The sequence below is a fragment of the Phormidium sp. CCY1219 genome (assembly GCF_035615515.1).
GTDB lineage: Bacteria > Cyanobacteriota > Cyanobacteriia > Cyanobacteriales > Laspinemataceae > CCY1219.
In genome coordinates, this window is record NZ_JAJENT010000482.1 from 23083 (window position 1) to 46942 (window position 23860).

Sequence of the window (23860 nt, forward strand, 5' to 3'; positions counted from 1 at the left end):
TGGTAAAACATCAAAAGCCGATACAACTTTCAAGCAAATATGCTTTGCTGCCTTGCTGTGTTTCTCCCGAGTTTATTGTTTGTTTACTGGAGAATAATCGGGCGTTAAATTGCCAGTTGGGACAAGCGATCGCCCCCCGATGGTCATGCCGGATCCACCTGGGGATCGGAATGAAGGGGCGACAAGAGTTACTAATTGGCAATTTATTATGTTAAAGCTCGAATCCTGCCCACAGATAAAGGCGGAAATTTTATCCCCAGAGGGAGAATTTGGCTAGAAATTGGGCGATCGCGCCTCAAAACCGTCCCATCGCTTCACCTCACAACCCAGAGTGCCCTTTTCCACCTTCCCGTGAATCTTGCACGAGTGGGCGAAAAATTTCGGCAAAACATGCCCCAAATCCCGCATAATAAAAGCAAACCAGTACATTGCAAGTCACGGAAAAATGGAACCCTTCCCTCTGATAGGTAGTAACGCAACGGTGGTGATGGTGATGAATGGAACTCCCATTACCATCAACGTCAATGGCACGGATGCACCGATTACTGCGGGAAACTTTGTGGATTTGGTGGAACGCGGCGTTTATGATGGCGTGTCCTTTCACCGGATCGTGCGCGAACCGGAACCGTTTGTGGTGCAAGGGGGCGATCCGCAAAGCAAAGATCCGAATGTGCCGCAAAACCAATTGGGAACCGGCGGTTTTATCGACCCCGCTACCAACCAACCCCGCAACATTCCCTTAGAAATCAAACCGCAAGGTTTCGCGGCACCCGTTTACGGGGAAACCTTCCAGGATGCAGGCATCGCACTTGCCCCAGAGTTACCGCACAGGCGCGGCGCGGTGGCGATGGCGCGCAGTTTGTCACCCAATTCGGCATCTTCGCAGTTTTATTTTGCGCTGGATGATTTGCCGCAGTTAGATGGCAGTTATGCGGTGTTCGGATACATCACTTCGGGGTTGGAGGCGATCGATACCATCGAACGAGGCGATCGCATTGCTGCTGCAGAAGTCACCGACGGCGCACTCTCCACTCGAACCTCGGGTATCATTGGCAATCTAAACGCCCTCAATGACTTTCTCAATTTTATCAACTATTCCACGCTTCCCCTGGGATTTACTGACTTTTCACCAGGGGATGATGCGATCGCCCTCACCCCAGAAATGACGCAACAAACCCCCAGTGGCGTGCGGGCATTTTCTGGCAACGATCGCATTACCGGTTCTCCTGCCAATGATATCGCAAACGGCAACCAAGGTAACGATACCCTCTCCGGCGAAGCAGGTCTCGATTTTCTCCGAGGGGGCAGAGATAACGATGTTATTTTCGGTGGCAGCGATGGCGATATTCTCAATGGAAATCGCGGCAACGATAACCTAGATGGCGGCGATGGCGATGATTTTGTACGCGGCGGACAAGAAAACGATACCTTAACCGGCGGTAACGGCAACGATTATTTAGTGGGAGATTTTGGTTTCGACTCCCTTACCGGAAATGCCGGGGCGGATACGTTTTTACTCCGCGTGGATACTGCTGTGGGTCAAGGATTAAATGGCGATCGCATTGTGGATTTGACTGTCGCGCAAGGCGATCGCATCGGCATTGTCGGTGCCGTCAATCTCCCGGATTTGCAATTCAATCCCTCCGGCAACGATACCCTGATTCAACTGCCTAATGGCAACACCCTCGGCATCGTGCAAAATATGGATTCCCTCACGGTTCAAAATGCAGTGTTTATCGCGCCGAATGCGGATTTAGCAATGGCGATCGGATAACGAGCTACTCCAAACAGGGGATAAAGTTCCAACCTATTTATTCTGTTAGGGAGCAGAGTCTGGGAAGGAGCAATCCCCCCTCCGGATTGCCACCGCTTTTACACACTGTGTGACGACTGCCCGTTGGGGTAATTGAAATCGAGCCTCAGCCTCCACAACCTAGGCGAATTATTATTTGTATAAAAACGACAATATATAAAAATGCCGTCGAGAAGGAGGTTGGGGTGGGTCTCTCCCGCTATGGGGGCTATTTTACTTTTTTCAGCAATTAATCTCCCCCTCGCCGTTTTGTGCCTTGTTCCCCAGTTGCCTGACTCTTCTTGACCAAAAAGCCTTGCCAGACGGGCAGCAATCGAGTAGAATCGAACGGTATAGCCTCTTTTGCCTGAGAGCGTTGCAGGCTTTATAAAATGTAACAATCTAAGAAAGCGCGATTTCCCCATGAAACGAATCTTATTTTTATGTTTGGTCATTTTTACCTTGTATGGATGTGGAGCCATTCTCCATTCCCCTAATGAGAAACCCCCTAAAGCGGCGGTAGAACAACAATCGCCTACACAAACCACCCAAGCGAGTCTCGCCGGGGTCAGCCCCCCCCAGGTGTCGGAAGACCCCCCCACTCATTTAGCGTATCTCTCGGGAAAGTCCACCAGTAAAAAAATTAAAGAACGACTGATTTTGCTGGCTATTAAATATAAAGTCAAAGAACCGAAAATCGAGAAGATTCTAGAAGAATATCTCGCCACTCACCGTCCTTTAAAAACGAATTCCAATTACGAAGAAACTTTGGTTTCCTTGAGTAATAAATACAGCGTTTCTCTGGAAAAAGTGGCCGGTGTGGTGATGGATTACAAAGATTGGCTGGCTTGTGGGGGGGCTTAATCCAGAGAAAACCGCTGCTGAATCGAGTTGCTTTTAAAAAATTACCCTTCTGGAAAGTCTCCAAACGATGGGGGTAATTCTAGGGGAATTTGTCCTAACAATCCTTTGCGAAAATCGGTTAGCAATTGGCGGGCGGTGCGTTCCACATCTCCTTGAAAGCGAGATTCAGCCAAAGCGTGCAGATAATCTTCGGCGCTCATCGTCGTCGGATCCAGTTCGTAGCGAGAGCGTAACGGTTGCGAAGGCACCCATCCTTCCCCCACCACCTCGATTTCGCCGAGGATTTCCACCATTCCCGCCGCCACGCGCTGATTGTCGTAAGCCGCTTCGCCAATATCGTCACAGATTGCCAATTTGAGGGCGGCATATTGGTCTTTTAACTTACCCGGAATCACGCCAGGGGAATCGAGGAGTTCGAGGGATTTAGAGATGCGAACCCAGCGGAGTTGACGAGTGACGCCGGGGCGGCGGGCGCTTTCCACCACGCGACGCCCCAGCAAGCGATTGATCAGAGCGGATTTGCCCACATTGGGGAAACCGATAACCACAGCGCGGACCGGGCGAGGGCGCATGCCGCGATCGCGACGCCGTTGATTGACCTCAACCCCCGCCGACTGAGCGGCTTTTGCCACCTCCTTCACCCCAGTGCCATCTTGGGCATTGGTGAAAAAAGGGACTTCACCGCGATCGCGCAACCAAGCATCCCAGCGATCGGCCAAAGCGGGAAAAATGGAATCCAAGCGATTGATAACCAGCACGCGCGGTTTGCTGCCCACCCACTGCGGAACCTGGGGGTGATGAGTTGCCCGGGGAATGCGCGCATCGCGCACTTCCAGAACCACATCAACCAGCTTAAGCTGTTCCTTCAATTGCCGTTGCGCTTTAGAAATATGGCCGGGATACCACTGGATAGGGGGAGTCGTCATGGAAAATCAAGGGGGGGTAGAGTAGCGGTAGGGTGGGCAAGTCATTGGCCACCCTACCCGTGAAGGTGATGGGTAAGTTCCGAGAAAACTAGGGGACGATTAACACCGGACAAGGAGCCAGGTTAATCACCCGGTTGGTGACGCTATCGGCGAGACCTTCCTCAGTCAAACCGATCCCACGACAGCCCATAATCACCAAATCGGCGTCCATTTCATCCGCCACATCGCAGATAACAAACGCCGGTTTGCCCTCGCGTTCGATGGTGTCCGCCTCAATGCCCTGTTGAGAGAACATGGCGCGAGCATTTTTGAGCAATTCCGCGATCGCCTCCGGACTCATCACGCGATCGGGCGGCGGCGGTTCTTCTCCTTCCACCGCCACTTCCCGAACCGACAGCAAGACCAAGCGCGCGTTAAAATTTTTCACCATCTTGACCACCGTATCCGCCGCTTCGCGGGATTCGCGGGTGCCATCGAGAGGAAATAAAACAGTTTTAAACATAACAGCCGTGTTTCAGACACACTCAACGATAAAATGTTTACGTCTAACTTTCCGGATGGATGCAGGTCCATCGGATGCAGACGCGCTCTAGAAGCGCGAGTTGACTTTGGAACACTGCGTCAAGCGCAGAAATTAAATCCAACGGTGACACGCCGATTTTCTAGAAATTAGACCAAAAAACGCCAACAATAGGAGGTATCTTCGTGCCCAAGAAAACTGTAGCAAATTTGTCAGCCTCAGAGGTATCCGGCAAGCGGGTACTCGTCCGCGCTGACTTTAACGTACCCTTAGATGACGCGGGCAACATCACCGATGATACCCGGATCCGCGCCGCCTTGCCGACCATTCAGGACCTAAAAGACAAGGGGGCGAAAGTCATCCTGTCGAGTCACATGGGACGTCCCAAAGGAGAAGTGAAAGACAAGCTGCGCCTGACCCCAGTTGCCAAGCGCCTCGGCGAACTCCTCGGACAAGAAGTGGTCAAATGCGATGACTGCATTGGCGAAGAAGTCCAGAAAACCATCGGAACTCTGGAAAACGGCCAAGTGGCGTTGTTAGAAAACGTCCGCTTCTACGCCGAGGAAGAGAAAAACGACCCGGAATTTGCTAAAAAGCTGGCATCCTTGGCGGATATGTACGTGAATGATGCTTTCGGGACTGCCCACCGCGCCCATGCCTCCACTGAGGGCGTCACCCACCACCTGAGTCCTTCCGTGGGGGGCTATTTGATGGAGAAAGAACTGCAATATCTCAAAGGGGCGATTGAAAATCCCCAGCGTCCTCTGGCGGCGATTATCGGCGGTTCCAAGGTGTCGAGCAAAATCGGCGTCATCGAAACCCTGCTGGAGAAATGCGACAAACTGCTGTTAGGTGGGGGGATGATTTTTACCTTCCTGAAAGCGCAAGGGTTGAGCGTGGGTAAGTCTTTGGTGGAAGAGGACAAGCTGGAGTTGGCGCGGTCCTTGGAGAAGAAGGCAAAAGAACGCGGTGTCAGTTTGTTGCTGCCTCAAGATGTGGTGGTGGCGGATAAGTTTGATGCCAATGCGGAGTCCAAAACCGTGTCGGTGAATAGCATTGCCGATGATTGGATGGGGTTGGATATCGGTCCGGATTCGGTGAAGATGTTCCAAGAGGCTTTAGCAGATTGCAAGGCTGTGATTTGGAATGGGCCGATGGGCGTGTTTGAATTCGAGAAATTCGCCAAAGGCACTGAGGCGATCGCCCATACCCTCGCCGAACTCACCCCCAAAGGCACCACCACTATCATCGGCGGCGGCGACTCCGTGGCGGCGGTGGAAAAAGTGGGCTTGGGTGACAAAATGAGCCACATTTCTACCGGGGGCGGTGCCAGTCTCGAATTGCTCGAAGGCAAGGAACTGCCCGGTGTGGTGGCTTTGGATGATGCTTAATTAAATTCCTCGCCTCTGCGCCACTCCCCCCAGTTGATGGGGGGTCAGGAGGCATCGGGAGACAGCTCGATTCTGATTCCCGGTGCCCTCTGAGAGAAAATCTCCCATTCTTCACAGCTCTACCTGCACAGGGATGCAGAGCATCGAACCCTTTCGGTAGGGTATGAAATAACTTAAGCCGTTGGAAAGGGTTCGACTGATTCTTTGACTGAATCCACTCCTAAGCGATGCTGTCCAATAAATAACTACAGAGGGTGAACCAGTATTTATCCTCTGTTTTTCATGGGTAAAATCGGTTGGATGAGGGAAAACTCTGGTTTAGCCATTTGGCAGGTTTTGGTAATAAAAGATACAATTTTTTGAGATGATTTGAGCTGTTTAACCGTGCTGAGCCAATGTTTGATTTTTCTCTCGCCAAAGCGCAACATCAAATCTGGAATTTGAAGCTGCGGCTGTTTTTGAAAGGGCAACAGACCCTCACCGAAGCAGAGGTGATGTGTCACCACGATTGCAAGTTGGGTCGCTGGATTGATTCCCAAGGATTGGCGAAATATGGGGCGATCGCAGAAATGAAAGAATTGGTCCGCATCCATGCCGAACTTCACGATACCGTGAGACAAGTGGTGCTGCTGAAGCGGTCAGGCAACATTGCTGCCGCAACCGAAGCATTTCTCAAGGTGGACCCCCTGCATCAGCAAATTATCAATTTACTCAATGCGATCGAGCATCAAGTGGAACCCTCTTCGGGGTAATGAAGGAGCCAGTCTATTCCGATCCCTCCCCGGGGCGATCGGCATCCGCTACGGGTTCGCTCCGCCCACCGCAGTGTCTCACTAGTTTATACTTTTAAGTGGGTTGCGTGACCCCCGCCACTCAATTCCGGGCGCTTTCTCACAATAAAGACCGGGGCACCAACCCCATTAGAAAATATCACTTTACTGTGAGAAAGTGCTTCGGCTGAAGCCTGAGAACGAGTTAACCAGTGACGAATTGACGAAAACGGGCGATTGAAATTGCAGGCTTTTTGTTGGCGTAATATCGCTCAGCCGGAATAAATATACCCGTGCTGAAATTCCTCGACTGAAAAATATAGTGAGGCGATTGACTCACAAAAAGATAATAATCGAATTAAATTAGAAGCACTCTTATGGTTTTGAAAAAAATAATCGTTTCTACCGCTTGTACCGTAGCGATCGCCGCTGGTGGAGTAATGCCGATCGCCAAAGCACAGCACATGGGGAACCCTAGAGATTGCCCCACCATTGCCCAGAGTAGCGCGATACCCAGCAATGCCAACGCAATAGAGGCCACCCATCGCATCTAGCGCCCGGTGCGCGACCAGGGGATCCAAGAACTAGAAAATAGCTTACCCGACAACATCAATCCCGATCGCATTCGCGTCAGCAATTCGTGCGATCGCCGAATGCCCGCAGATATCCCGGGGTCTCGCACCGCCACCATCCTAGAACCACTCTAGGGTTGAGCGCCCCGTTCGGTTCGCGGGGGTGCGCGGGAAATGCCGCCAAACTCCCCAAACAAACAAACCATTGGCCAGCCAAAAATCTGCTACACTTCTGTAAAGAGAAAAAAGGCGATCGCCTCGGGTGCAGATACAGTTTTCCCCAAAAACCACAGCAGATTTTACCAAAATCAACCGAAGACCCTGTTAAAATCACCTTAACCGTCGTGCAAACCTTCCATGACTGACACCGTTCTAGACGTTCGCAACCTGAAAGTCCAATTCAAAACCGACGAAAAGCTGATTCGCGCCGTGGAGGACATCTCCTTTAAGGTGCCACGCGGCCAAACCCTGGGCATCGTCGGCGAATCCGGGTCTGGCAAATCCGTCACCTCCCTGGCGGTGATGGGACTAGTCCCCACCCCCGGGTTTGTTGCGGGAGGGGAAATCTGGTTTCGGGACGCCCCCGCCACAGAACCAGTCAATCTCTTGAAACTCCCGCCGCAAGCGAAGCAGCACTATCGCGGCGGACGGGTATCGATGATTTTCCAGGAACCGATGAGTTCCCTCAACCCAGTTTATAATATCGGCTTTCAGCTCACCGAAGCGATTTTACTGCACCAAAACGTCTCGGAAAAGCAAGCACGACGACAGGCGGTGGCGAGTTTGCAAGAGGTGAAACTCCTCCCGAGTGACGAAGAATTGCGCGAAACGGTGGATCTGCCCCCTAGCGCCACAGAACGGGAAATCATGGCGCAGATCAATCAGCAAAAACTGGCCATCCTGAAGCGCTATCCCCACGAATTGTCTGGGGGTCAGATTCAGCGGGTGATGATTGCGATGGCGATTTCTTGCAACCCCACCCTATTGATTGCGGACGAACCCACCACGGCCCTGGATGTGACGGTGCAGGCGACGATTTTGCAGTTGTTGCGCGAGTTGCGCGATCGCCGGGGCATGTCGATGATGTTCATCACCCACGACTTGGGCGTCATCGCCGAAATCGCCGATACGGTGGTGGTCATGTACCAAGGTCAAATCGTGGAAACCGGTTCGGTGTGGCAAATCTTTTCCAATCCGCAGCATCCCTACACCAAAGGATTGTTGGCCTGTCGCCCGCAACCGGAACGCCGCTTGGTCTATCTTCCCACGGTGTCTGATTTTATGGAAGTGGTGCCCACCGCTGAGGGGAAACCGGAAATTCGCGCCAAATCTCCCGGCGCGGCGGAAGTGTCGGAGGATGCGAGAGCGGAAGACACCGAGGGCGAAACGCCGACCCCGGAACCATCGGCGGAGATGGTGGCGGAAGTCTCGCCGGAGCAAATCGAGCAACGGCTAACCCGCCTGCAGCAGCAGGAACCTTTGCTGGAGGTGCAAAATCTGGAAGTGGCGTTCCCCATACGCGGGGTGTTCGGTCAAACGAAACGCTATGTGATGGCGGTGAATGGGGTGTCGTTTGCGGTGTATCGGGGGGAAACCCTGGGTTTGGTGGGAGAGTCGGGATGCGGGAAAACGACTCTGGCGCGCACGTTACTGCGATTGGTGGAACCGAGTAACGGTCAGATTTGGTTTGATGGCCAAGATATTGCCCGGATGGATGAGGGGGACTTGCGCTCGATCCGCCGACAGATGCAAATTGTTTTCCAAAATCCGTTTAGTTCTCTCAATCCGCGCATGAATATCGGCGCGTTGGTGATGGAACCGCTGAACATTCACCAGGTGGGGGGTTCGCGATCGCAACGTCGGGAACGAGCGGCTTATTTGTTGGAACGGGTGGGATTAAACGCTCAGTTGATGAATCGCTATCCCCACGAGTTTTCTGGCGGTCAGCGACAACGGGTCTGTATTGCCCGCGCTTTGGCCCTGAATCCGAAGTTTATTATTTGTGATGAGTCGGTGTCGGCGTTGGATGTGTCGGTGCAGGCGCAGGTGTTGAATTTGCTCAAGGAAGTGCAGGAGGAGTTTAGTCTCACTTATATTTTTATTTCTCACGATTTGAGCGTGGTGAAGTTTATGAGCGATCGCATTATGGTGATGAACCAAGGCAAAATCGAAGAACTGGATGCGGCGGAACGCATCTACCGCGACCCGCAAAAGGATTATACGCGATCGCTCATCGCTTCCATTCCCACCGGCAGTCTCGATCGCATCCGCGAACAACAAGCGGCGCGGGAGAATGAAGCATTGAGAATTAACAATTGAGAATTAATATTCTGCAATGCCTCGTTCCCCCCAGGCGGGAACGCCTCCCCCCCCGGTTGTTTTCCCCCTCAATTCCTAGCGGTTCCGCGCATGGCGGCGAGGGTCGCCACCCAGGCAAACTGCGGTAGCACCAGCATCCTGCGCCAGCGCCAGGGTTCTTGATAGAGTCGGTAGGCCCACTCCATCTGCATTTTTTGTAGCCACAATGGGGCGCGGGCTTTTTCTCCCGCCCAAATGTCAAAGCTTCCGCCCACGCCCACCCAAAGGGCATCGGGACACAGGTGCCGATGTTTGGCAATCCAGAATTCCTGGCGCGGAACCCCTAACCCGACGAAAATGATGCGCGGTTGCTGTTGCTGCAGGGTGCGCTGCAGTTCGGTTTCTTCTTCTGGGGAGATGTAACCATGCGCGACCCCGGCGATCGCCAACTGGGGAAATTGCTGTTGCCATTTTCGCGCGGCGGTTTGGGCGACGCCTGGTTTTCCGCCAAAGAAAAACACCGGATAGGATTGGTCAGTGCTTCCCACCCCCCGCAGCAATGATTCTGCCAGTTCGATACCCGGCGATCGGCGAATTTTGTGACCGTGCAGGAAAAAATAAAAAACGACCCCCGCCCCATCGGGAATCACTAAATCCGCTTGATGAATGATTTGGTTTAAGGCTTCGTTTTCCCGCGCCTGCATTGCCATTTCGGCATTGAGCGTCACCACATGGGTGCCTTGTTGCTGTCTGAGGCGCTGGTGCAACCACTGCAAATAATTCTCGAAGATATGAACCGGAAGTCCGAATAGGACCAGTTTTTCTGCTATTTGCGACATAACCCTCTCTTTGACCAGAAAATGCCCTCCCCTATTATCCAGAATCTTTGGCGTCGCGCAAGGAAGGGGGAGAATTTTTTTTGGTCTTTTGGATTTTGGTGGTTCTGGGATGGGAGGGATGGTGGGGGTGGGTGCCGATCGCCCATCCCGGAACCCCGGAAGCGAAGGTTCGTGCTATATTAAGTATATATCGGACGTGCAAAATCTGCCAGCACGGAGGTAAAGTATAAACCCATGCAGGCAGGGATTCATTTTTGCGAAGCAAATTGCGATCGCGCGACGTTAGGGCGATCGGTTGGGGAGAGGACCGGGCGAACTTCTGGGGTCGCGACTGAGATAGTTCGATGGGTCATTGTCCCGGTTGGGTGAGGAAACCGAGCGCCCGTCCCGAGTAGTCAGTAAGCTGGGGAAATGCGATCGCGTCAAAACAGTGCGAGGGCGTACTTGCGCCACTGGGCCGATGCTATGCGCTGCGCTTGACCGTGCCATCCGCATATAACTCCATCGGCACCAATTCGATTTTTCCGTTGACCTTCACCTTAGAATAGACAATTCTGACGAAGGGGGACTTGTTTTGATTGGCTTGGTAAGACATAATCGTCACCTCTTGAATTCGAACGGTGTTGTAGCAACACTCTCTAACCCGCCTGCGTTTCTTGACGGATTTAGTTCTTCAGCATATTTTAATACTAATACGATTTGTCGGAGTTTAATTAAAGATTTGGAAAAAATCCAGGGAATTTTTATAAAGTTTTGTCAAGGGATGACGGCAGCGATCGCGCTGTAGGCTCATAACCTTGGCTTGTGCTTACTCCCTAGCGCCAAAATGCGCGACTTTCGTCCGCGATCGCCCACCCACTGCCTTCCCCAAATGCCGCTTAAATTGTTATCATTTGATGACTAAGGCAATTCGGGAAGCCTGGGCTTTCCCACCCATTCCATGCTAACAAGCATCGCCGAAGCTTTTGCCCGCCTTTCTCGATTGCATCCCCCATTCTATTGAATCTCGTTAACCATTCAACACTCCTATGTCCTTAACAGCTTCCGAACGTCAACCTCGTTTAGACTTTTACTACCAGCAAATCCACGCGATTATCCTAGCGCGCCAAAATCCCATTACTGGATTACTACCCGCCAGTACCGCCATCAACGCCCACGGAGACTACACCGACGCCTGGGTACGAGACAACGTTTATAGCATTCTCGCCGTTTGGGGACTGGCGATCGCCTACCGCAAAATCGACGACGTGCAAGGGCGCACCTACGAACTAGAGCACAGTACCGTCAAGCTGATGCGCGGACTGCTTTACAGCATGATGCGTCAATCGGAAAAAGTCGAAAAATTCAAGCAAACCCAATCCCTCCTCGACAGCTTGCACGCCAAATTCGACACCCGAACCGGCGATACGGTAGTGGGCGATGAAGAGTGGGGTCATCTGCAGCTTGACGCCACCTCCCTGTACTTATTAATGTTGGCGCAGATGACCGTTTCCGGGTTAAAAATCATCTACACCATCGATGAAGTCAACTTCATCCAAAATTTGGTGTACTATATCGGACGGGCATACCGCACCCCAGACTATGGCATCTGGGAACGGGGGAATAAAATTAATAAAGGAAACCCGGAACTGAATGCCTCTTCTGTGGGAATGGCATTAGCGGCGTTAGAAGCAATTAACGGAGTGAATCTGTTTGGAATGCAGGGGTCTCAGTCCTCGGTGATTCACGTGATGGCGGACGAAATTGCCCGCGCCCGCACGACCCTGGAATCTTTATTGCCCCGGGAATCGAGTTCGAAAGAAGTGGATGCGGCGTTATTGAGCGTCTTGACCTTTCCGGCGTTTGCGGTAGAAGACAAACAGTTAGCCGAACGAACCCGTCGCAAAATCGTCGAAAAGTTACAAGGAAAATATGGGTGCAAGCGATTTTTGCGCGACGGACATCAAACGGTTTTGGAAGATACCGATCGCCTGCATTACGAACCCTGGGAACTGAAGCAGTTCGAACATATCGAATGTGAATGGCCTTTATTTTTCACGTATTTTCTGCTCGATGGTCTGTTTCGCGGCGATCGCCCTCAAATTCAGGAGTATAAAGAGCGTCTCGAATCCTTGGTGGTGGAATGGAATGGGTTTAAATTGCTGCCGGAGGTGTATTACGTACCGGAAGAGCGGATCGAAGCAGAACGGGAAAATCCGCTCTCTCAGCCCCGCCAGCCCAACGAAAATTTACCTTTAGTGTGGGCGCAGAGCTTGTATTTCCTCGGCTTGATGTTAGATGAAGGCTTGCTCGATCGCGGCGAACTCGACCCCCTCGGACGTCATCGCCATCCCATCGGAGGGCGCAAACCGGTGGTGCAAATCGCCCTGCTGGCGGAAGATGAAGCCTTGCAAACCGAACTGAGCGATCGCGGCATTGCCACCCAAACCCCAGCCGAAGTCGAACCTATCCAAGTGCGACAAGCGCGACAACTATCCAATGTTTACCAACAAATCGGGCGCAACGACAAACTCGGTCTCACCGGACGCCCGATTCGCCGCTTGCGAAGTTTAATTACCTCAAATATATTTCGCATTCGCGGCGAAACCATCGTGTTTCTGCCCTCTTTCCTCGACCAACAAGAATTTTACCTCACACTAGACTATCATTTCTTGGTCTCGCAAATTAAAAGCGAATTGGCCTACATTCATCGCCATTGGTGGCGCTATCCCCAAATTGGCGGTCACGGTGTGGGACGACCCACCATGACCCTGCTGCTGACCCATGCCATGTTAGAAACCGACGGGAGTGGCGGCGGATTTTTGCCCGCATTACTCGAACTGATGAACGAATTGCGCGATGGCAATTGTGAGGGAACCCCGGTTAAACTCGGACGGCTCAATCAACTGATGTTCACCGGTAGCATGGAACGGATCGATTTCCTCCATGATTTTGAGTTTAAAGAATCGGCGGTGAAAAATGCCGAACCGGTGTGTTATTTCTTAGCCTATCATCCGGAGAAAAATAAACCCTTAAGCAATTTGGAAGAATTTTGCTTAGAGTGCGAAACCGATTTGAAATTACTGCTCTCCAACCTGCGTCAGTCGGAAAACCTCTACGAACAAATCGAGTTGCTGCATACCCTCTGTCGGTTGGAAGGGTTGGACTTTGAAACGGGACTCGGCGGTCCGAATCGCCGGGTGACGGTGGCAGATTTGCTCAATGAAGTCTATTTTAAAGCCGGTACCGGCAAAGGTCTGGAAAGTTGTAGCACTTCGGCGGAAACCACCGCGATCGCCACTGAACCGACCTCGGATAATTCTAGCAAAAAAGAAATCCACTGGGCAGTAGTTCGTCGGGCGGCGGGGTTGCTCAATAAAGTGGATATCGGACTATCTGATGCAGTGACGGATATTCTGGTCCGTCAAAAGCAAATTACCGTGGGTAAGGCATATAGCGAGGCGGCGGTAATCCATCGCCCCATGTCTCATACCGAGATTATGGAAAAAATTCGCCAATTCTGCGGCGAGGATATCCGCGATCGCGTTTTGACTCAGGAAATTTTAATCTATGTCGGCTTGTTAATCAAGTCCGAACCCGAGTTATTTGATGGATTGCTCAGCTTGCGCGTCAGTTATTTGGCCCTGCTGCTGACTAGCGAGTTAGCCCAGGAATTGCATTTAACTCAGGATGAAGCTTACGAACGATTGATGGAGTTAAGTCCGTTTGAAGTAAAAAATCGCTTGCACAAAGTGATTGAAGGCTATGCGGGCATGAATCAACTGCTGCGCCAGCAAGAATCTATCCAGGTGACGAAATCGGAACAAGATATCGACTGGGTGGTGTCTGCTTCCCTCGCAGAACCTCAAGAGAAGGGGGAAAATTGGCATCGTCGCCGACAGTTGGATGGTGCAGCTTGTCGGGTTCCCAAGGAGTTCTATCCTCGCGTATGGGAAGTGATGCGCCATTGCAAGGGATTGGTGATTGGGGATAAGTTGGAACGGCGCAACCGCTTGGATAGCGAGTTGATTCTCTCGGAAATGACGCCGGGTGAGAAGAATTTCGCCCTGCGGGTGGAACATTTGCTCAATAAGATTCAAGCGCCGGAATATCGCCAGGTGAATATCGAAACCCTGATGGAGTTGGCGGCAATTTGCGATCGCAACCCGGATTTACAAATCGAGCAATATATCGTCCTCGATGTGCTAATCGGTCATGCGGTCCGCCTCGCCTGGTTGGATAGTCACCCGAACCGTCGCGATCGCTATGATGAAGATAAGGCTGTCGCTTGGCGATCGTTCTACGATTCTTCTCCTTATGTCTGCGCCACGTTTGTGGTTAAAGCTTTCCGCTATTTGATGAAGTTCGACAAGGCGATCGCTACGGTGTAATCCGCTTCGCGATCGACCCTCCGCAACCTTTCGCCCGCCCACGCGGGCTTTTTTTATTCCACTTTTGAAATTATATCATCGGGTTTGATATGATGAAAAGGAACTATTCGTTCTATCTTCACAGCTTCTGTTAAAGGCCAGTGGAGAGGATAGCGGACAAGCACCAAAGACTCAATGCAACTTGGCGGCAAAATAGGGACGTGAAACCCTAGGAATTTTTGAAAAACTGCTGGCGTGACACCCCATCCGAGGGTTATGTGCGGACGAAACCCAGCGTGTTTATGGGAATCAGGAACTTCATCGGCGATCGCGTATCCACTGACTCTATCTTCAAAATACTCCTGCAGCGATCGAAGTGTCTGATATCCCTGATTCTCAGGGACTACCTCAAGCCATGCGAGATCGGGTTGAAGGTAGATTGGCTGATTCAGCGATATCGTTGCTGGCAATTTGGCAACAGACGGATTTATTTCCCGGAAGGCTTTGGCTACCCTTTCTGGTGTGGCGAGAAATCTTCCTCTGATGGTGATATGAACCGGAAAGCAAAATGCCATGTAATTTTGGGTTATCCGCGCCAGGCGATATTGCTCGTGGCGCACCCATCGGCTACTTGTAAAATCTAAAAGCGCAAATATTGCATATCGATTGATTTCATCCATCTTAAAAAATTAGATATTCAAAAAATCTTTCACTCCAACTTCCCCGCCTTGCCAAGATAAATCGCAACAGCTCAGCAATTAACCCATCTGAGTTCGCTTTCAAAAATGCAAACTCAGGAAGTTTATATCTTTCCCTATAGGTGTTCGCATCATCTTGATTGGCTGGATCGACGTTGAGATTGTCTCGAAACTCTTGTTTGTTAAGATTGTAGAGGAAAACATCATAAGCTCCTGCAATCCGGTGGAAGTTCCATTCTCGATTTTGTTCGTAAACCCATGCTATCCTTTCTAAAGGAGTCATTTTTAACCGTTGCTTTAGCCAGTCAACTTTATCTTGACGCTCTTTACTTGCTTCTCCCAGGAGCATCAACAGTCCGCTGTACATGATTAGCCGACTGTGGCGAAGCTTGATATTCCGCAGCGGCCATTTTTCGACTTCTTTATCAAAACTCCACTGGTAATTGACAGCCAGGGAACGGAAATATCGGATTAAGTCATTGAGGAGAAAAGTCCATTCTTTTTTAGAGTCTACTTGCACGTATTGCTTTGCATACCTATCTACAATGATATTCAGGAGTTTACTGTAGTTTTCATTGCGATAAATTGGCTGAGTCTCTAACATCAAAAGAAGGCGCTTGCCAAACACATCATAGCTTTCATTCGCATCTCCTACCGAGTCGAGGAGTTGTTGTTGGTTCGTGGGTTTGGCAAAAACTCCCGTGGGTTTTGGCTTATTAATCTTGAGGCGTTCGAGAACACGCCAGACTGAATTGTAGGCTTTTTCCGCATCCGGCAAACTCAAGTCAGTTTCGTTTGACAATACGATAATTAAGTCCGCATCAGAAACCTCCCGAGAGGCTTCCATTCTTCCTAGGGATCCTGCTGCTGCGATGGTTTCAACCCTCGGATGTATTTCCGCTTGTGCGATTGCTTCTCTGATGTCAGCTATCAGACTTTTTGACGCCTCCCAATTGTACTCGATGGTCATATATCGTGAGATGTCCACGGAGGACAAGCACCACTGACGATCGTAGGGATATTCTTCAGGAATCGTACTCATAACTTTACCTTGTTTTACTGCTTTATCGAACTCAAATGACTGCGTGAAGAAATCCGGGAATTTTTATCGCCCTCCATCTCAATTTTATCACTTCTGCATTCGGAAAAGAAAAGGCTAAAACTTGACTAGCATACTCTTCCTGCTCTAAAATTCCCACCATAATTCGCATCGGTCCCATGTGTCCACTTATCAGAACTTTCGTTGCTTTGTTTTTTCCTATCCACTCTGCTAAATCTAACAAAAAACACAGAATTCTTCGGGAGACTTCAGCGTAACTTTCTCCCTTATCCGGTGCATAATTTAGGTCTCCGGCTTCATATTCCGGTATCCATTTGAACGGTTGACCTTCTAGAATTCCTAAACTTCTTTCATCAAGCCTTTTATCCTCGATCCATAATTTTTTCACCTGAACTTGACCGCTTTCAATTGCTAGCTCGATAGTTTTTTGGCTACGTTCTAAGTTAGAGGAAATTGCAATATCGTATTCTGCATCCAATTTTTTGCCTAACTCGATTGCCTGTTTTTCTCCGTTAGCAGTCAGCTTCACATCCTGAGACCCCGTTATCAGATTCTTAGCATTGGTTTCGGTTTCTGCATGACGGATTAAGTGTAACTCTACTTCATCGGGCAAGATGAACGGGGTTTGAAGGCGATCGCGGATTTCTTTCCAGCTCGAAATATTACTATTCCAAGGAGTCGATAAGAGAGGAGTTTTTGGTTGTGTTAGCATCAATTCGGATCGGAATGTCATTTACAATAACTGGTTAACAGTTGTCTTATCCGATTGTCCGGGTTTTCGTGCATTTTGTCAACAGGAGCTTCCCATAATTTTTATCGCCAGCACTACGTCAAGCCTACCCCCGTTTTACCGACTATGGATGAGACTCCCCTGGGATCTAGCTGTAAGGTTGCACCGCCTTTCCCCCATATCCTGTTATCTCCCGTTTTTGGATCCCCTGGTAGACCTGAAAATAGAGAGAAATTATAGGGGCTGACTGATGATTTGTCAACCGTTTCCTGAGAGTCTTTAACGTCGTTCGGAGATGTACCCATAGCCGTAGCATGACCCTCAGTGGATCGCGAACGAGATTGTATAGTCAGTGTCAATCATTCCTTTAAGGACAAATCATACTCCGTTCATACATTTGGTATGAACCCAATCAGCACTTCCAAGCCATTTTCATTCCTCATTCGCCCTTTCCCCCTCAGCGCTAAAATACTCAATGCGAAGTAGCTATTCCCTCCCTTCATTCTTCCATCTACGCCTTTAGAATTAACCCCATTCAAAAATTGGCTACAGTTCTCCCCAAAAAGGGTACAGGTGTAGCCAATTTGATTTTTTTTGTAGCCCATTTAACCGTTTTTCTTGACAATTGATAGGGTTTGCCAGGATAATGAGAAGTATCGCCAGATATTCCCTGAAAAACCCGCTATCGATATTGACAAGTAACGCATATGCATTGGCTAGCCCCCTCGAAAACGCGATCGCACCCCCGGAAGGCGATCGCCCTGTTGCTTTTAACCCCACCCTTTCTGATTCCCTTTCACCCCGCCACCGCCCAAATTGTCCCGGATACAACTTTGCCCGAGAATTCCGTTGTCTTACCCAATGGCAATACCGTCACCATCGAAGGCGGAACCGAAAGAGGCGTGAATCTCTTTCACAGCTTTGAAGAATTCTCCGTCCCCACCGCCAGGGAAGCATTTTTTAACAATTCCCCCACCATTCAAACTATCTTCTCCCGCATCACGGGAGGCAATATTTCTACTATTGATGGATTAATTCGCGCCAATGCCAATGCTAGTTTATTCTTGCTCAATCCCAATGGTATTGTCTTCGGTCCCAATGCCCGATTAAATATTGGCGGGTCGTTTGTCGCCAGTACCGCTAACAGCGTGCAATTTCCCGATCGCACCACCTTTAGCGCCAGCAACCCCAATTCCCCGCCCTTATTAACCATCAACGTTCCCGTGGGATTGCAATTTAATTCTAATTCCGGTACAATTCAAGTCCAAGGTATCGGCAATCGCGAGATTTTACCCACCAATTCTCCAGGTTTAGGTGTCACTCCTGGCAATACCTTTGCTCTCGTCGGGGGAGAAGTTTCCCTCAGCGGCGCAATTATAATCGTTCCTTCCGGGAGAATCGAAATTGGCAGCGCGAAAAATGGGGTTGTCACTGCAATTCCCACCTCTGGAGGCATGGTTTTGGACTACGATCGCGCCACAGAATTGGGCAACATTCAACTGCGCGATCGCACTTCATTATTCAATCCGACAATTGCGGATAATCCCCTCGCCGGCATTCAAGTCACGGGGAACGCGATCGCCCTAGACAACGCCCAAATTGCCGCCGTAACTCCCGGTATTTTTGATAGCGGCAATATCGCCATCTTTGCCAGCGAATCCCTCACCTTATCCGGCACTTCTCCCATTTTCCCTTTTAGTTCCTGGATTGTCAACCAAGTGGCAGAAAACGCCACGGGCAACAGTGGCGAAATTCAGGTCAATTCCCCCGCCATTACCCTCACCAACGGATCGCGCATTCAAACCCTCAGTTTCGGGGCGGGTAATGCGGGCAATCTAACGGTAAATGCAGACAAAATAGCCCTTCAGGGGTTTGCCATTCCCCCCACGGGCATCCCAGAGGTGAGTCAAATCGATCCGGAAACCTTCTTAAACCGCAATCTCAACTCTCGCATCGGAAGCGAAATTTTTGCCCGGGGTTCCGGGGGAGAAATTACCGTAAATGCCAGAGAAATAAACTTTACCGATGGCGGACAAATTACGAGTCTTGTCGCTTCCACTTCTACGGGGAATGGGGGCAATCTCGCCATTACTGCCCATTCAATTACCGCAGATAATGCGGTAGTTTACAATCCCTTGCTGACCAGTGGTGCTTGGAGTTACTTACTCGGCGCAGGAAACGGCGGTCATATCGAGCTTTCTACCGCCAACTTATCCCTCAGCAATGGCGCGCAGATTGGCAGTTGGAATCAAGGATCGGGACGCGGGGGAGAACTCGCAGTCAATGCTTCGGAGTCGATTGTCGCCCAAAAGGTGAATCCCCGTAGCCCCGTGTTTGCCACTGGGATATTTGTCTCGACGATCGCCACCGGGGAAGCAGGGAACCTGAATGTCTCCACCCCTCGTTTAACTCTCACAGAAGGGGCGGGTTTGAGTTCGATCGTGTTTGCACAACTCCTGGGACAGCCTTTACCTAATTCTGGCAGGGGAGAGGGGGGTGATGTGAGGGTAAATGCCGATACCATTGTCCTGAGTGGCGCAACCCCGTTAAATCCGGAAAACGTCACCCAAATGGGAAGTTTTACGTTCGGATCGGGAGATGCAGGCAATGTGTGGATTTCTACGCGACGGTTGCAGGTGGAAGAAGGGGCTACCCTATTTTCGGCGGTGATTCCCTCTCTGTCGGGGATTGGAGAACCGATTGCGGGGTCGGGAACCGGGAATGGCGGTAATCTGAACATTCAAGCGGTGGAGGAAATCGCCGTGGTGGGGACAAATCCATTTTTGGGGTCGGCGAGTTTGCTGGGATTGCAAACCTTTGGATCGGGGAATGTGGGAGAAATTCAAGTGAGCGGCGATCGCATCCGCGTGGAAGGTGGCGGGGGTATCGGTGCGTTTACCAGCGGGACGGGAAACGCGGGTCGCATTACCGTGAATGCGTCGGAGATTCTCGTGAGTGGGGTTTCTAATAACAGTAAGTTTGTTTCAACTATCGGTGCGAATGCCTTCCGCGCGCCGCAGTCGTTCCAGGAAGCGTTCTTTAGTCCCCCAGTTCCGGAAGGCAATACGGGCGCGGTGACGATTAATACCGATCGCCTCACGGTTCGCGATGGTGGCTTGCTCGATCTGGCACATGCCGGTACGGGCAATGCGGGAACTTTACAGGTGAATGCCTCGGAAATCCGGTTGGATCGTCAGGGTGGGATTCAGGCTACTACCGCTTCTGGACGGGGCGGTAATGTGAACCTAAATGTGGCGCAGACTCTCGAGTTACGTCACCATAGTGCCATTACGGTGGAAGCTCAAGGCGATATCGGCGATGGCGGGAACTTGGCGATCGCAGCCAATACCATTGTGGCACTCGACGGTAGCGTGATTAGCGCCAATGCGGTGGGCGGGAATGGCGGCAATATTAATATTGTCACCCAAGGTTTATTTCTCTCTCCCGATAGTCAGATTAGCGCGAGTTCTCAGTTTGGTCTCGATGGGGCGGTCGACATCCAAGAACCGGATGTAGACCCGGCGTCGGGACTGGTTGAGTTGGAAGATACTCCCGCAGATCCGAGCGATCGCATCATCACCGGCTGTCCCGCACAAGAAGGCAATCGCTTTGCACTCACCGGGCGCGGCGGCTTGCCGGAAAATCCCACGGAACCCTTTATCGGCGCGGCAGTTTGGCGCGATTTGCGTCCGACGGGGATTCCCGCACAATCCCAAACCCGCCAACCGCAATTGCCGCGATCGCCAGTTTCCCCCACTCCCCCACCACTGGTGGAAGCTACCGGATGGGCGATCGACTCTCGCGGTCGTCTGGTGCTAACCGCGACTCGCCTATCCCATTATTCTCTGTTTTCTCACAGTTGTTCCTAAATGAGTTTAAAATAGCCGCTTTTCATATCATAAAATTGACATCTTGTCAACCTTGCTGCCCATCTCGCTCAAAAAATTGATGCGTTACCCCCAGCTTTTTCTGGGGGGCTTCCCCTCCTTTTTCCCTGCCTTGTCACGAGGTTATCGGCATTTGGGCGAGGCACACTGCAATTTAGTCATAAATAACCCATTTTTTCACAGTATAAAATTTTTGGGTTTCGGTGTCAAGCCCCGAAAGTATTGATTTTTCGTTTCTTATTGCAAGCGTTTGCAATTAATTTTTACAATTTTTTACAATGTTTTCGGCTATCGTTCAAAAATATTAATCATTTGAATATTTTTATCGGCAAATTACTTATCAATCGGTTCAACCTAATATGATAATGCAGCAATATTATCAATGCAGATTGCCAACTGCACGAAACAATAGCGACTCCGGATCGATTAACCTCTTTTGCAATACAACGCACCCTGACCCATTGAGATCCAGTCCGGAGGACTCCCTGGACAAACAATGCCGGCAATTTCCCGGTCATCCACCGGACAGGAGAGCAAGACTCCCTCGGGGCGCGACCCCCGCGAGTGATTGCCGAACAGATGGAAGCGCCCGGGGAAGCGGTGCGATCGCCATTCCAGGCGAGTGCGGGTTTCCCCATCGAACCCGATTCCCCTATCCCAGCCCTAGCACATCCGCCTCCACCTGCGTCACTTCCGTTCTAACATCCACCTCCGTAGCATTGAGGACAAACGCCAACACTCGGCCCGTATCTTCCTCTTGAATTAACACGCCCTCCAACACTCCATCCTCATTCGGGTCTAATTCGGCAGTTGACAGTTCAGAAAGCACCAGGACGTCATCGGCGGTAAAACTTTGCAAAATATCCAATTCTGGCTCTAAATCCAGAGAAAACGCTTCATAAACCAAATCGTTTTCCGTCAAGCCATCGGTCAGGCCGATAAAATCATCATTAAAATCCAAGATAATATCCACCTCCGATACATTCGTAGACGCACTATCGGTTCGAAGAACAAACAGATCGCGACCCGCCCCACCGACTAAGAAATCGCGACCCACATCGCCGATTAACGTATCGTCATCATCGCCACCCACGAGCAGGTCGCGATCTTGACCGCCGCGCACGATATCCGTCCCGTTACCCCCCACCACCAGATCGTTTCCTCGGTTGCCATTGAGGATATCGTTGCCATCTTCGCCGTACACTTGGTCATTATCTTGACCGCCGCGCAGGGTATCGGCACCATTTCGCCCGAATAAAATATCCGCGCCGAGGTTGCCATTCATGCTTTCTTGCGAAACCGAGCCAGTCACCGTGTCATCCCCCGCCAAAGCGCGCAAACCGCCGGGGCGTTCTGCTAGTTGCCCGGGAGCCAAGGTAAAATCATCCGGACGTTCCGGATCGTCATCGAGATCGAGAAAATCCGCCGCCGTCAGGCCATCCCCCGGGGTGGGTGTGGGCGTTGGGGCGGGTGGTGTGGGCGTTGGGGTTGGCGGTGCGGGAGTCGGTGCGGGAGTTGGAGCAGGGGGACAATTGCATCCGCCGAGTTCGTCGAGTAATACGCCGGTAGGCATGGTTATATTTCCAATGGTAATTTACCGTTCTATTTTATTCTCCACTGCAAGAGCCGCCAAGGGAGAGACTGGCGCAGAAACGGGTCTACTCTGGGTCTTGAGAGCATAGAGAGTGGAGATGCTGTCAATCAAGCTGGCACGATCGCCGCGACCTAGAGGGAGTGCAACGCCAGAATTGTGCTGGAGCGCGCTGCGCAATCAAGGGCGATCGCTTCCCCATTGCCCGCGTCTCGGACTAGAGTTTTAAGCCCATTTCTTTTAAACTTTGGCGCAATGCGGGGGCGGCGGGAGATTGACGTTGTTCGTAAAGGGCGATCGCGCGGCGAAAATGGTCTAAACTTTCTAGGACGTTACCGCCTTTGAGCAAGGCAACGCCCAGATTTTGGTAAGCTTCGGCATAGTCGGGATTGAATTGAATCGCTTTGCGATAGGAGGCGATCGCATCCGGGAGACGTCTTTTCTCCTTGAGGGCGATTCCCAAGTTAAAATGAGCCGCCGGGAGGGTGGGATCGATTTGCAAGATGGTTTCATAAGCGGCGATCGCCCCGCGCAAGTCGCCGGTTTGCAGGAGTAAATTGCCTAAGTTATTGTACGCGCCCAGTTTGAGAGCCGGTAAAATCGGCTGCGCGATCGCTTTTTCGTAGTGAGTTTTTGCTTTTCCGATTGCCGCTTGACGAGTACAGGCGATCCCGAGATGATAGTGCAGTTCATACTGGATCGTCGGCTCTTGGGAAGTGTTAGAGGTCAATCCCAATTGGAGTAATTCCATTCCGCGTCTGATTTCTCCGCTTTGCACGTATAAGGCTCCGAGTTTGCTGCAAGTGTAAGCATCGCCGGGATAGGCTTGCAGGTAAGATTCCATTGCTTCGCGCGCGCGAGCAAACTTATTTCGCTCAGCGATCGCTCCGGGTTGGTAGCCTTCGTGCAAAATCCCCACTTGGTTCAAGGATCCCACGTGCCATCGATCGGATTGCTGCTGCAATAAGCGTTCCACACTTTCATCTACCATTGCGTGATAGGGGCGCTCGAATTGGATATCCGGATGATTGCGAAACAAACGAGAAACCAGCGAGTAAGGGGATTGAGTTGCGCCCACTTCTTTGCGAATTAAGTGAATTAAAATATAAGGAATGGGGGTGGATTTTGCGCCTCCTCGAATTGCGCTTTTAATCTGGGGGATGATTTCCGGGATGAGGGTTTCATCCGCATCCAAAACCAGAATCCAGTCACCGGTGGCGTACTTAAGTGATTCGTTGCGCGCTGCAGCAAAGTCATTGCACCAGGGAAAGTGATGCACCTGCGCCCCAAATTCCCGGGCAATCTCCACAGTGCGATCGCTCGATCCGGTATCCACCACGATCGTCTCATCCACCAAAGTTTTCACGCTCTCGAGACATTTGGGAAGGGTGCGTTCCTCATTGTAGGCGATCGCGCACAGGCTCAGTTTCATCATTCTCCAGCACAGAATAGGACATCCTTATTATTGTAGAGCCAAAGATTCCCGAACCCTATCTGCAATGCCGACAGTTTCAGGCGGGTTTTCCATCCCCATCGGCACTCCTAGGGCCATCGGCTTTCATTCATCCTTACA

The 23860-nt window shown here is 51.0% G+C and carries 18 protein-coding genes; 9 read left to right on the plus strand and 9 right to left on the minus strand.

What is annotated here, in order from left to right:
* Window positions 1-445 precede the first annotated feature (445 nt).
* Together LKK83_RS12440 and LKK83_RS12445 are read left to right on the plus strand one after the other, a co-directional pair.
* Window positions 446-1774 carry a peptidylprolyl isomerase gene (locus LKK83_RS12440; protein ID WP_324631463.1) on the plus strand — a complete coding sequence of 443 codons (1329 nt, stop codon included), beginning with the start codon at window positions 446-448 and terminating at the stop codon, window positions 1772-1774.
* Window positions 1775-2215: 441 nt separating this feature from the next.
* Window positions 2216-2656 (plus strand): hypothetical protein, encoded by a 441-nt coding sequence (locus LKK83_RS12445; RefSeq protein WP_324631464.1) that lies wholly within the window; start codon window positions 2216-2218, stop codon window positions 2654-2656.
* Window positions 2657-2697: 41 nt separating this feature from the next.
* Here the strand turns inward: LKK83_RS12445 and ylqF are convergent, their stop codons facing one another.
* Window positions 2698-3582 (minus strand): ribosome biogenesis GTPase YlqF, encoded by an 885-nt coding sequence (gene ylqF / locus LKK83_RS12450; RefSeq protein ID WP_324631465.1) that lies wholly within the window; start codon window positions 3580-3582, stop codon window positions 2698-2700.
* Between the two features lie 88 nt (window positions 3583-3670).
* Window positions 3671-4084 (minus strand): universal stress protein, encoded by a 414-nt coding sequence (locus tag LKK83_RS12455; protein ID WP_324631466.1) that lies wholly within the window; start codon window positions 4082-4084, stop codon window positions 3671-3673.
* Between the two features lie 203 nt (window positions 4085-4287).
* Between LKK83_RS12455 and LKK83_RS12460 the strand changes: the two genes are divergently transcribed.
* The 5 genes from LKK83_RS12460 to LKK83_RS12480 all read left to right on the plus strand — a co-directional run bounded on the left by LKK83_RS12460 (window position 4288) and on the right by LKK83_RS12480 (window position 9154).
* The gene (locus tag LKK83_RS12460; RefSeq protein WP_324631467.1) at window positions 4288-5493 is read left to right on the plus strand and encodes a phosphoglycerate kinase; all 1206 of its coding nucleotides are present in this window, start codon (window positions 4288-4290) and stop codon (window positions 5491-5493) included.
* 395 nt (window positions 5494-5888) lie between these two features.
* Window positions 5889-6245 carry a CZB domain-containing protein gene (locus LKK83_RS12465; protein WP_324631468.1) on the plus strand — a complete coding sequence of 119 codons (357 nt, stop codon included), beginning with the start codon at window positions 5889-5891 and terminating at the stop codon, window positions 6243-6245.
* Between the two features lie 395 nt (window positions 6246-6640).
* The gene (locus LKK83_RS12470) at window positions 6641-6817 is read left to right on the plus strand and encodes a hypothetical protein (RefSeq protein WP_324631469.1); all 177 of its coding nucleotides are present in this window, start codon (window positions 6641-6643) and stop codon (window positions 6815-6817) included.
* Window positions 6818-6823: 6 nt separating this feature from the next.
* Window positions 6824-6970, plus strand: coding sequence for a hypothetical protein (locus tag LKK83_RS12475; protein ID WP_324631470.1), 147 nt, complete (start codon window positions 6824-6826; stop codon window positions 6968-6970).
* Window positions 6971-7192: 222 nt separating this feature from the next.
* Window positions 7193-9154, plus strand: a complete 1962-nt coding sequence (locus tag LKK83_RS12480; RefSeq protein ID WP_324631471.1) for an ABC transporter ATP-binding protein — start codon at window positions 7193-7195, stop codon at window positions 9152-9154.
* A 68-nt stretch (window positions 9155-9222) separates the two neighbouring features.
* Here LKK83_RS12480 and LKK83_RS12485 read toward each other — a convergent pair whose 3' ends face one another.
* Together LKK83_RS12485 and LKK83_RS12490 are read right to left on the minus strand one after the other, a co-directional pair.
* The gene (locus LKK83_RS12485) at window positions 9223-9972 is read right to left on the minus strand and encodes a WecB/TagA/CpsF family glycosyltransferase (RefSeq protein WP_324631472.1); all 750 of its coding nucleotides are present in this window, start codon (window positions 9970-9972) and stop codon (window positions 9223-9225) included.
* Window positions 9973-10435: 463 nt separating this feature from the next.
* Window positions 10436-10567, minus strand: coding sequence for a hypothetical protein (locus LKK83_RS12490; RefSeq protein ID WP_324631473.1), 132 nt, complete (start codon window positions 10565-10567; stop codon window positions 10436-10438).
* A 433-nt stretch (window positions 10568-11000) separates the two neighbouring features.
* Here LKK83_RS12490 and LKK83_RS12495 point away from each other — a divergent pair, with 433 nt between their 5' ends.
* The gene (locus tag LKK83_RS12495; protein ID WP_324631474.1) at window positions 11001-14342 is read left to right on the plus strand and encodes a glycoside hydrolase family 15 protein; all 3342 of its coding nucleotides are present in this window, start codon (window positions 11001-11003) and stop codon (window positions 14340-14342) included.
* 53 nt (window positions 14343-14395) lie between these two features.
* On the opposite strand, the gene LKK83_RS12500 is transcribed toward LKK83_RS12495, so the two are convergent.
* From LKK83_RS12500 to LKK83_RS12510, 3 genes are read right to left on the minus strand one after another with little or no spacing between them, the layout of a single operon-like run.
* Window positions 14396-15001 (minus strand): 2'-5' RNA ligase family protein, encoded by a 606-nt coding sequence (locus LKK83_RS12500; protein WP_324631475.1) that lies wholly within the window; start codon window positions 14999-15001, stop codon window positions 14396-14398.
* A gap of 1 nt (window position 15002) precedes the next feature.
* Window positions 15003-16061: a hypothetical protein gene (locus LKK83_RS12505; protein ID WP_324631476.1), complete on the minus strand. Its 1059-nt coding sequence runs from the start codon at window positions 16059-16061 to the stop codon at window positions 15003-15005.
* Between the two features lie 31 nt (window positions 16062-16092).
* Window positions 16093-16791 carry a histidine phosphatase family protein gene (locus LKK83_RS12510; RefSeq protein ID WP_324631477.1) on the minus strand — a complete coding sequence of 233 codons (699 nt, stop codon included), beginning with the start codon at window positions 16789-16791 and terminating at the stop codon, window positions 16093-16095.
* Window positions 16792-17516: 725 nt separating this feature from the next.
* On the opposite strand from LKK83_RS12510, the gene LKK83_RS12515 reads away from it, so the two are divergent.
* A complete protein-coding gene (locus LKK83_RS12515) occupies window positions 17517-20678 on the plus strand; it encodes a two-partner secretion domain-containing protein (RefSeq protein ID WP_324631478.1) in 3162 nt (1053 codons plus the stop codon).
* Window positions 20679-21348: 670 nt separating this feature from the next.
* Here the strand turns inward: LKK83_RS12515 and LKK83_RS12520 are convergent.
* Both LKK83_RS12520 and LKK83_RS12525 read right to left on the minus strand, forming a co-directional pair.
* Window positions 21349-22269, minus strand: a complete 921-nt coding sequence (locus LKK83_RS12520; protein WP_324631479.1) for a calcium-binding protein — start codon at window positions 22267-22269, stop codon at window positions 21349-21351.
* Between the two features lie 235 nt (window positions 22270-22504).
* Window positions 22505-23719 (minus strand): glycosyltransferase, encoded by a 1215-nt coding sequence (locus tag LKK83_RS12525; RefSeq protein WP_324631492.1) that lies wholly within the window; start codon window positions 23717-23719, stop codon window positions 22505-22507.
* Between the last annotated feature and the right edge of the window lie 141 nt (window positions 23720-23860).

Bases quoted from the DNA above. Each gene is read 5' to 3' on its own strand.
- LKK83_RS12440 (WP_324631463.1), top strand. From the start codon at position 446: ATGGAACCCTTCCCTCTGATAGGTAGTAACGCAACGGTGGTGATGGTG.
- LKK83_RS12445 (WP_324631464.1), top strand. From the start codon at position 2,216: ATGAAACGAATCTTATTTTTATGTTTGGTCATTTTTACCTTGTATGGA.
- ylqF (WP_324631465.1), bottom strand. From the start codon at position 3,582: ATGACGACTCCCCCTATCCAGTGGTATCCCGGCCATATTTCTAAAGCG.
- LKK83_RS12455 (WP_324631466.1), bottom strand. From the start codon at position 4,084: ATGTTTAAAACTGTTTTATTTCCTCTCGATGGCACCCGCGAATCCCGC.
- LKK83_RS12465 (WP_324631468.1), top strand. From the start codon at position 5,889: ATGTTTGATTTTTCTCTCGCCAAAGCGCAACATCAAATCTGGAATTTG.
- LKK83_RS12470 (WP_324631469.1), top strand. From the start codon at position 6,641: ATGGTTTTGAAAAAAATAATCGTTTCTACCGCTTGTACCGTAGCGATC.
- LKK83_RS12480 (WP_324631471.1), top strand. From the start codon at position 7,193: ATGACTGACACCGTTCTAGACGTTCGCAACCTGAAAGTCCAATTCAAA.
- LKK83_RS12485 (WP_324631472.1), bottom strand. From the start codon at position 9,972: ATGTCGCAAATAGCAGAAAAACTGGTCCTATTCGGACTTCCGGTTCAT.
- LKK83_RS12490 (WP_324631473.1), bottom strand. From the start codon at position 10,567: ATGTCTTACCAAGCCAATCAAAACAAGTCCCCCTTCGTCAGAATTGTC.
- LKK83_RS12495 (WP_324631474.1), top strand. From the start codon at position 11,001: ATGTCCTTAACAGCTTCCGAACGTCAACCTCGTTTAGACTTTTACTAC.
- LKK83_RS12500 (WP_324631475.1), bottom strand. From the start codon at position 15,001: ATGGATGAAATCAATCGATATGCAATATTTGCGCTTTTAGATTTTACA.
- LKK83_RS12505 (WP_324631476.1), bottom strand. From the start codon at position 16,061: ATGAGTACGATTCCTGAAGAATATCCCTACGATCGTCAGTGGTGCTTG.
- LKK83_RS12510 (WP_324631477.1), bottom strand. From the start codon at position 16,791: ATGCTAACACAACCAAAAACTCCTCTCTTATCGACTCCTTGGAATAGT.
- LKK83_RS12515 (WP_324631478.1), top strand. From the start codon at position 17,517: ATGCATTGGCTAGCCCCCTCGAAAACGCGATCGCACCCCCGGAAGGCG.
- LKK83_RS12520 (WP_324631479.1), bottom strand. From the start codon at position 22,269: ATGCCTACCGGCGTATTACTCGACGAACTCGGCGGATGCAATTGTCCC.
- LKK83_RS12525 (WP_324631492.1), bottom strand. From the start codon at position 23,719: ATGAAACTGAGCCTGTGCGCGATCGCCTACAATGAGGAACGCACCCTT.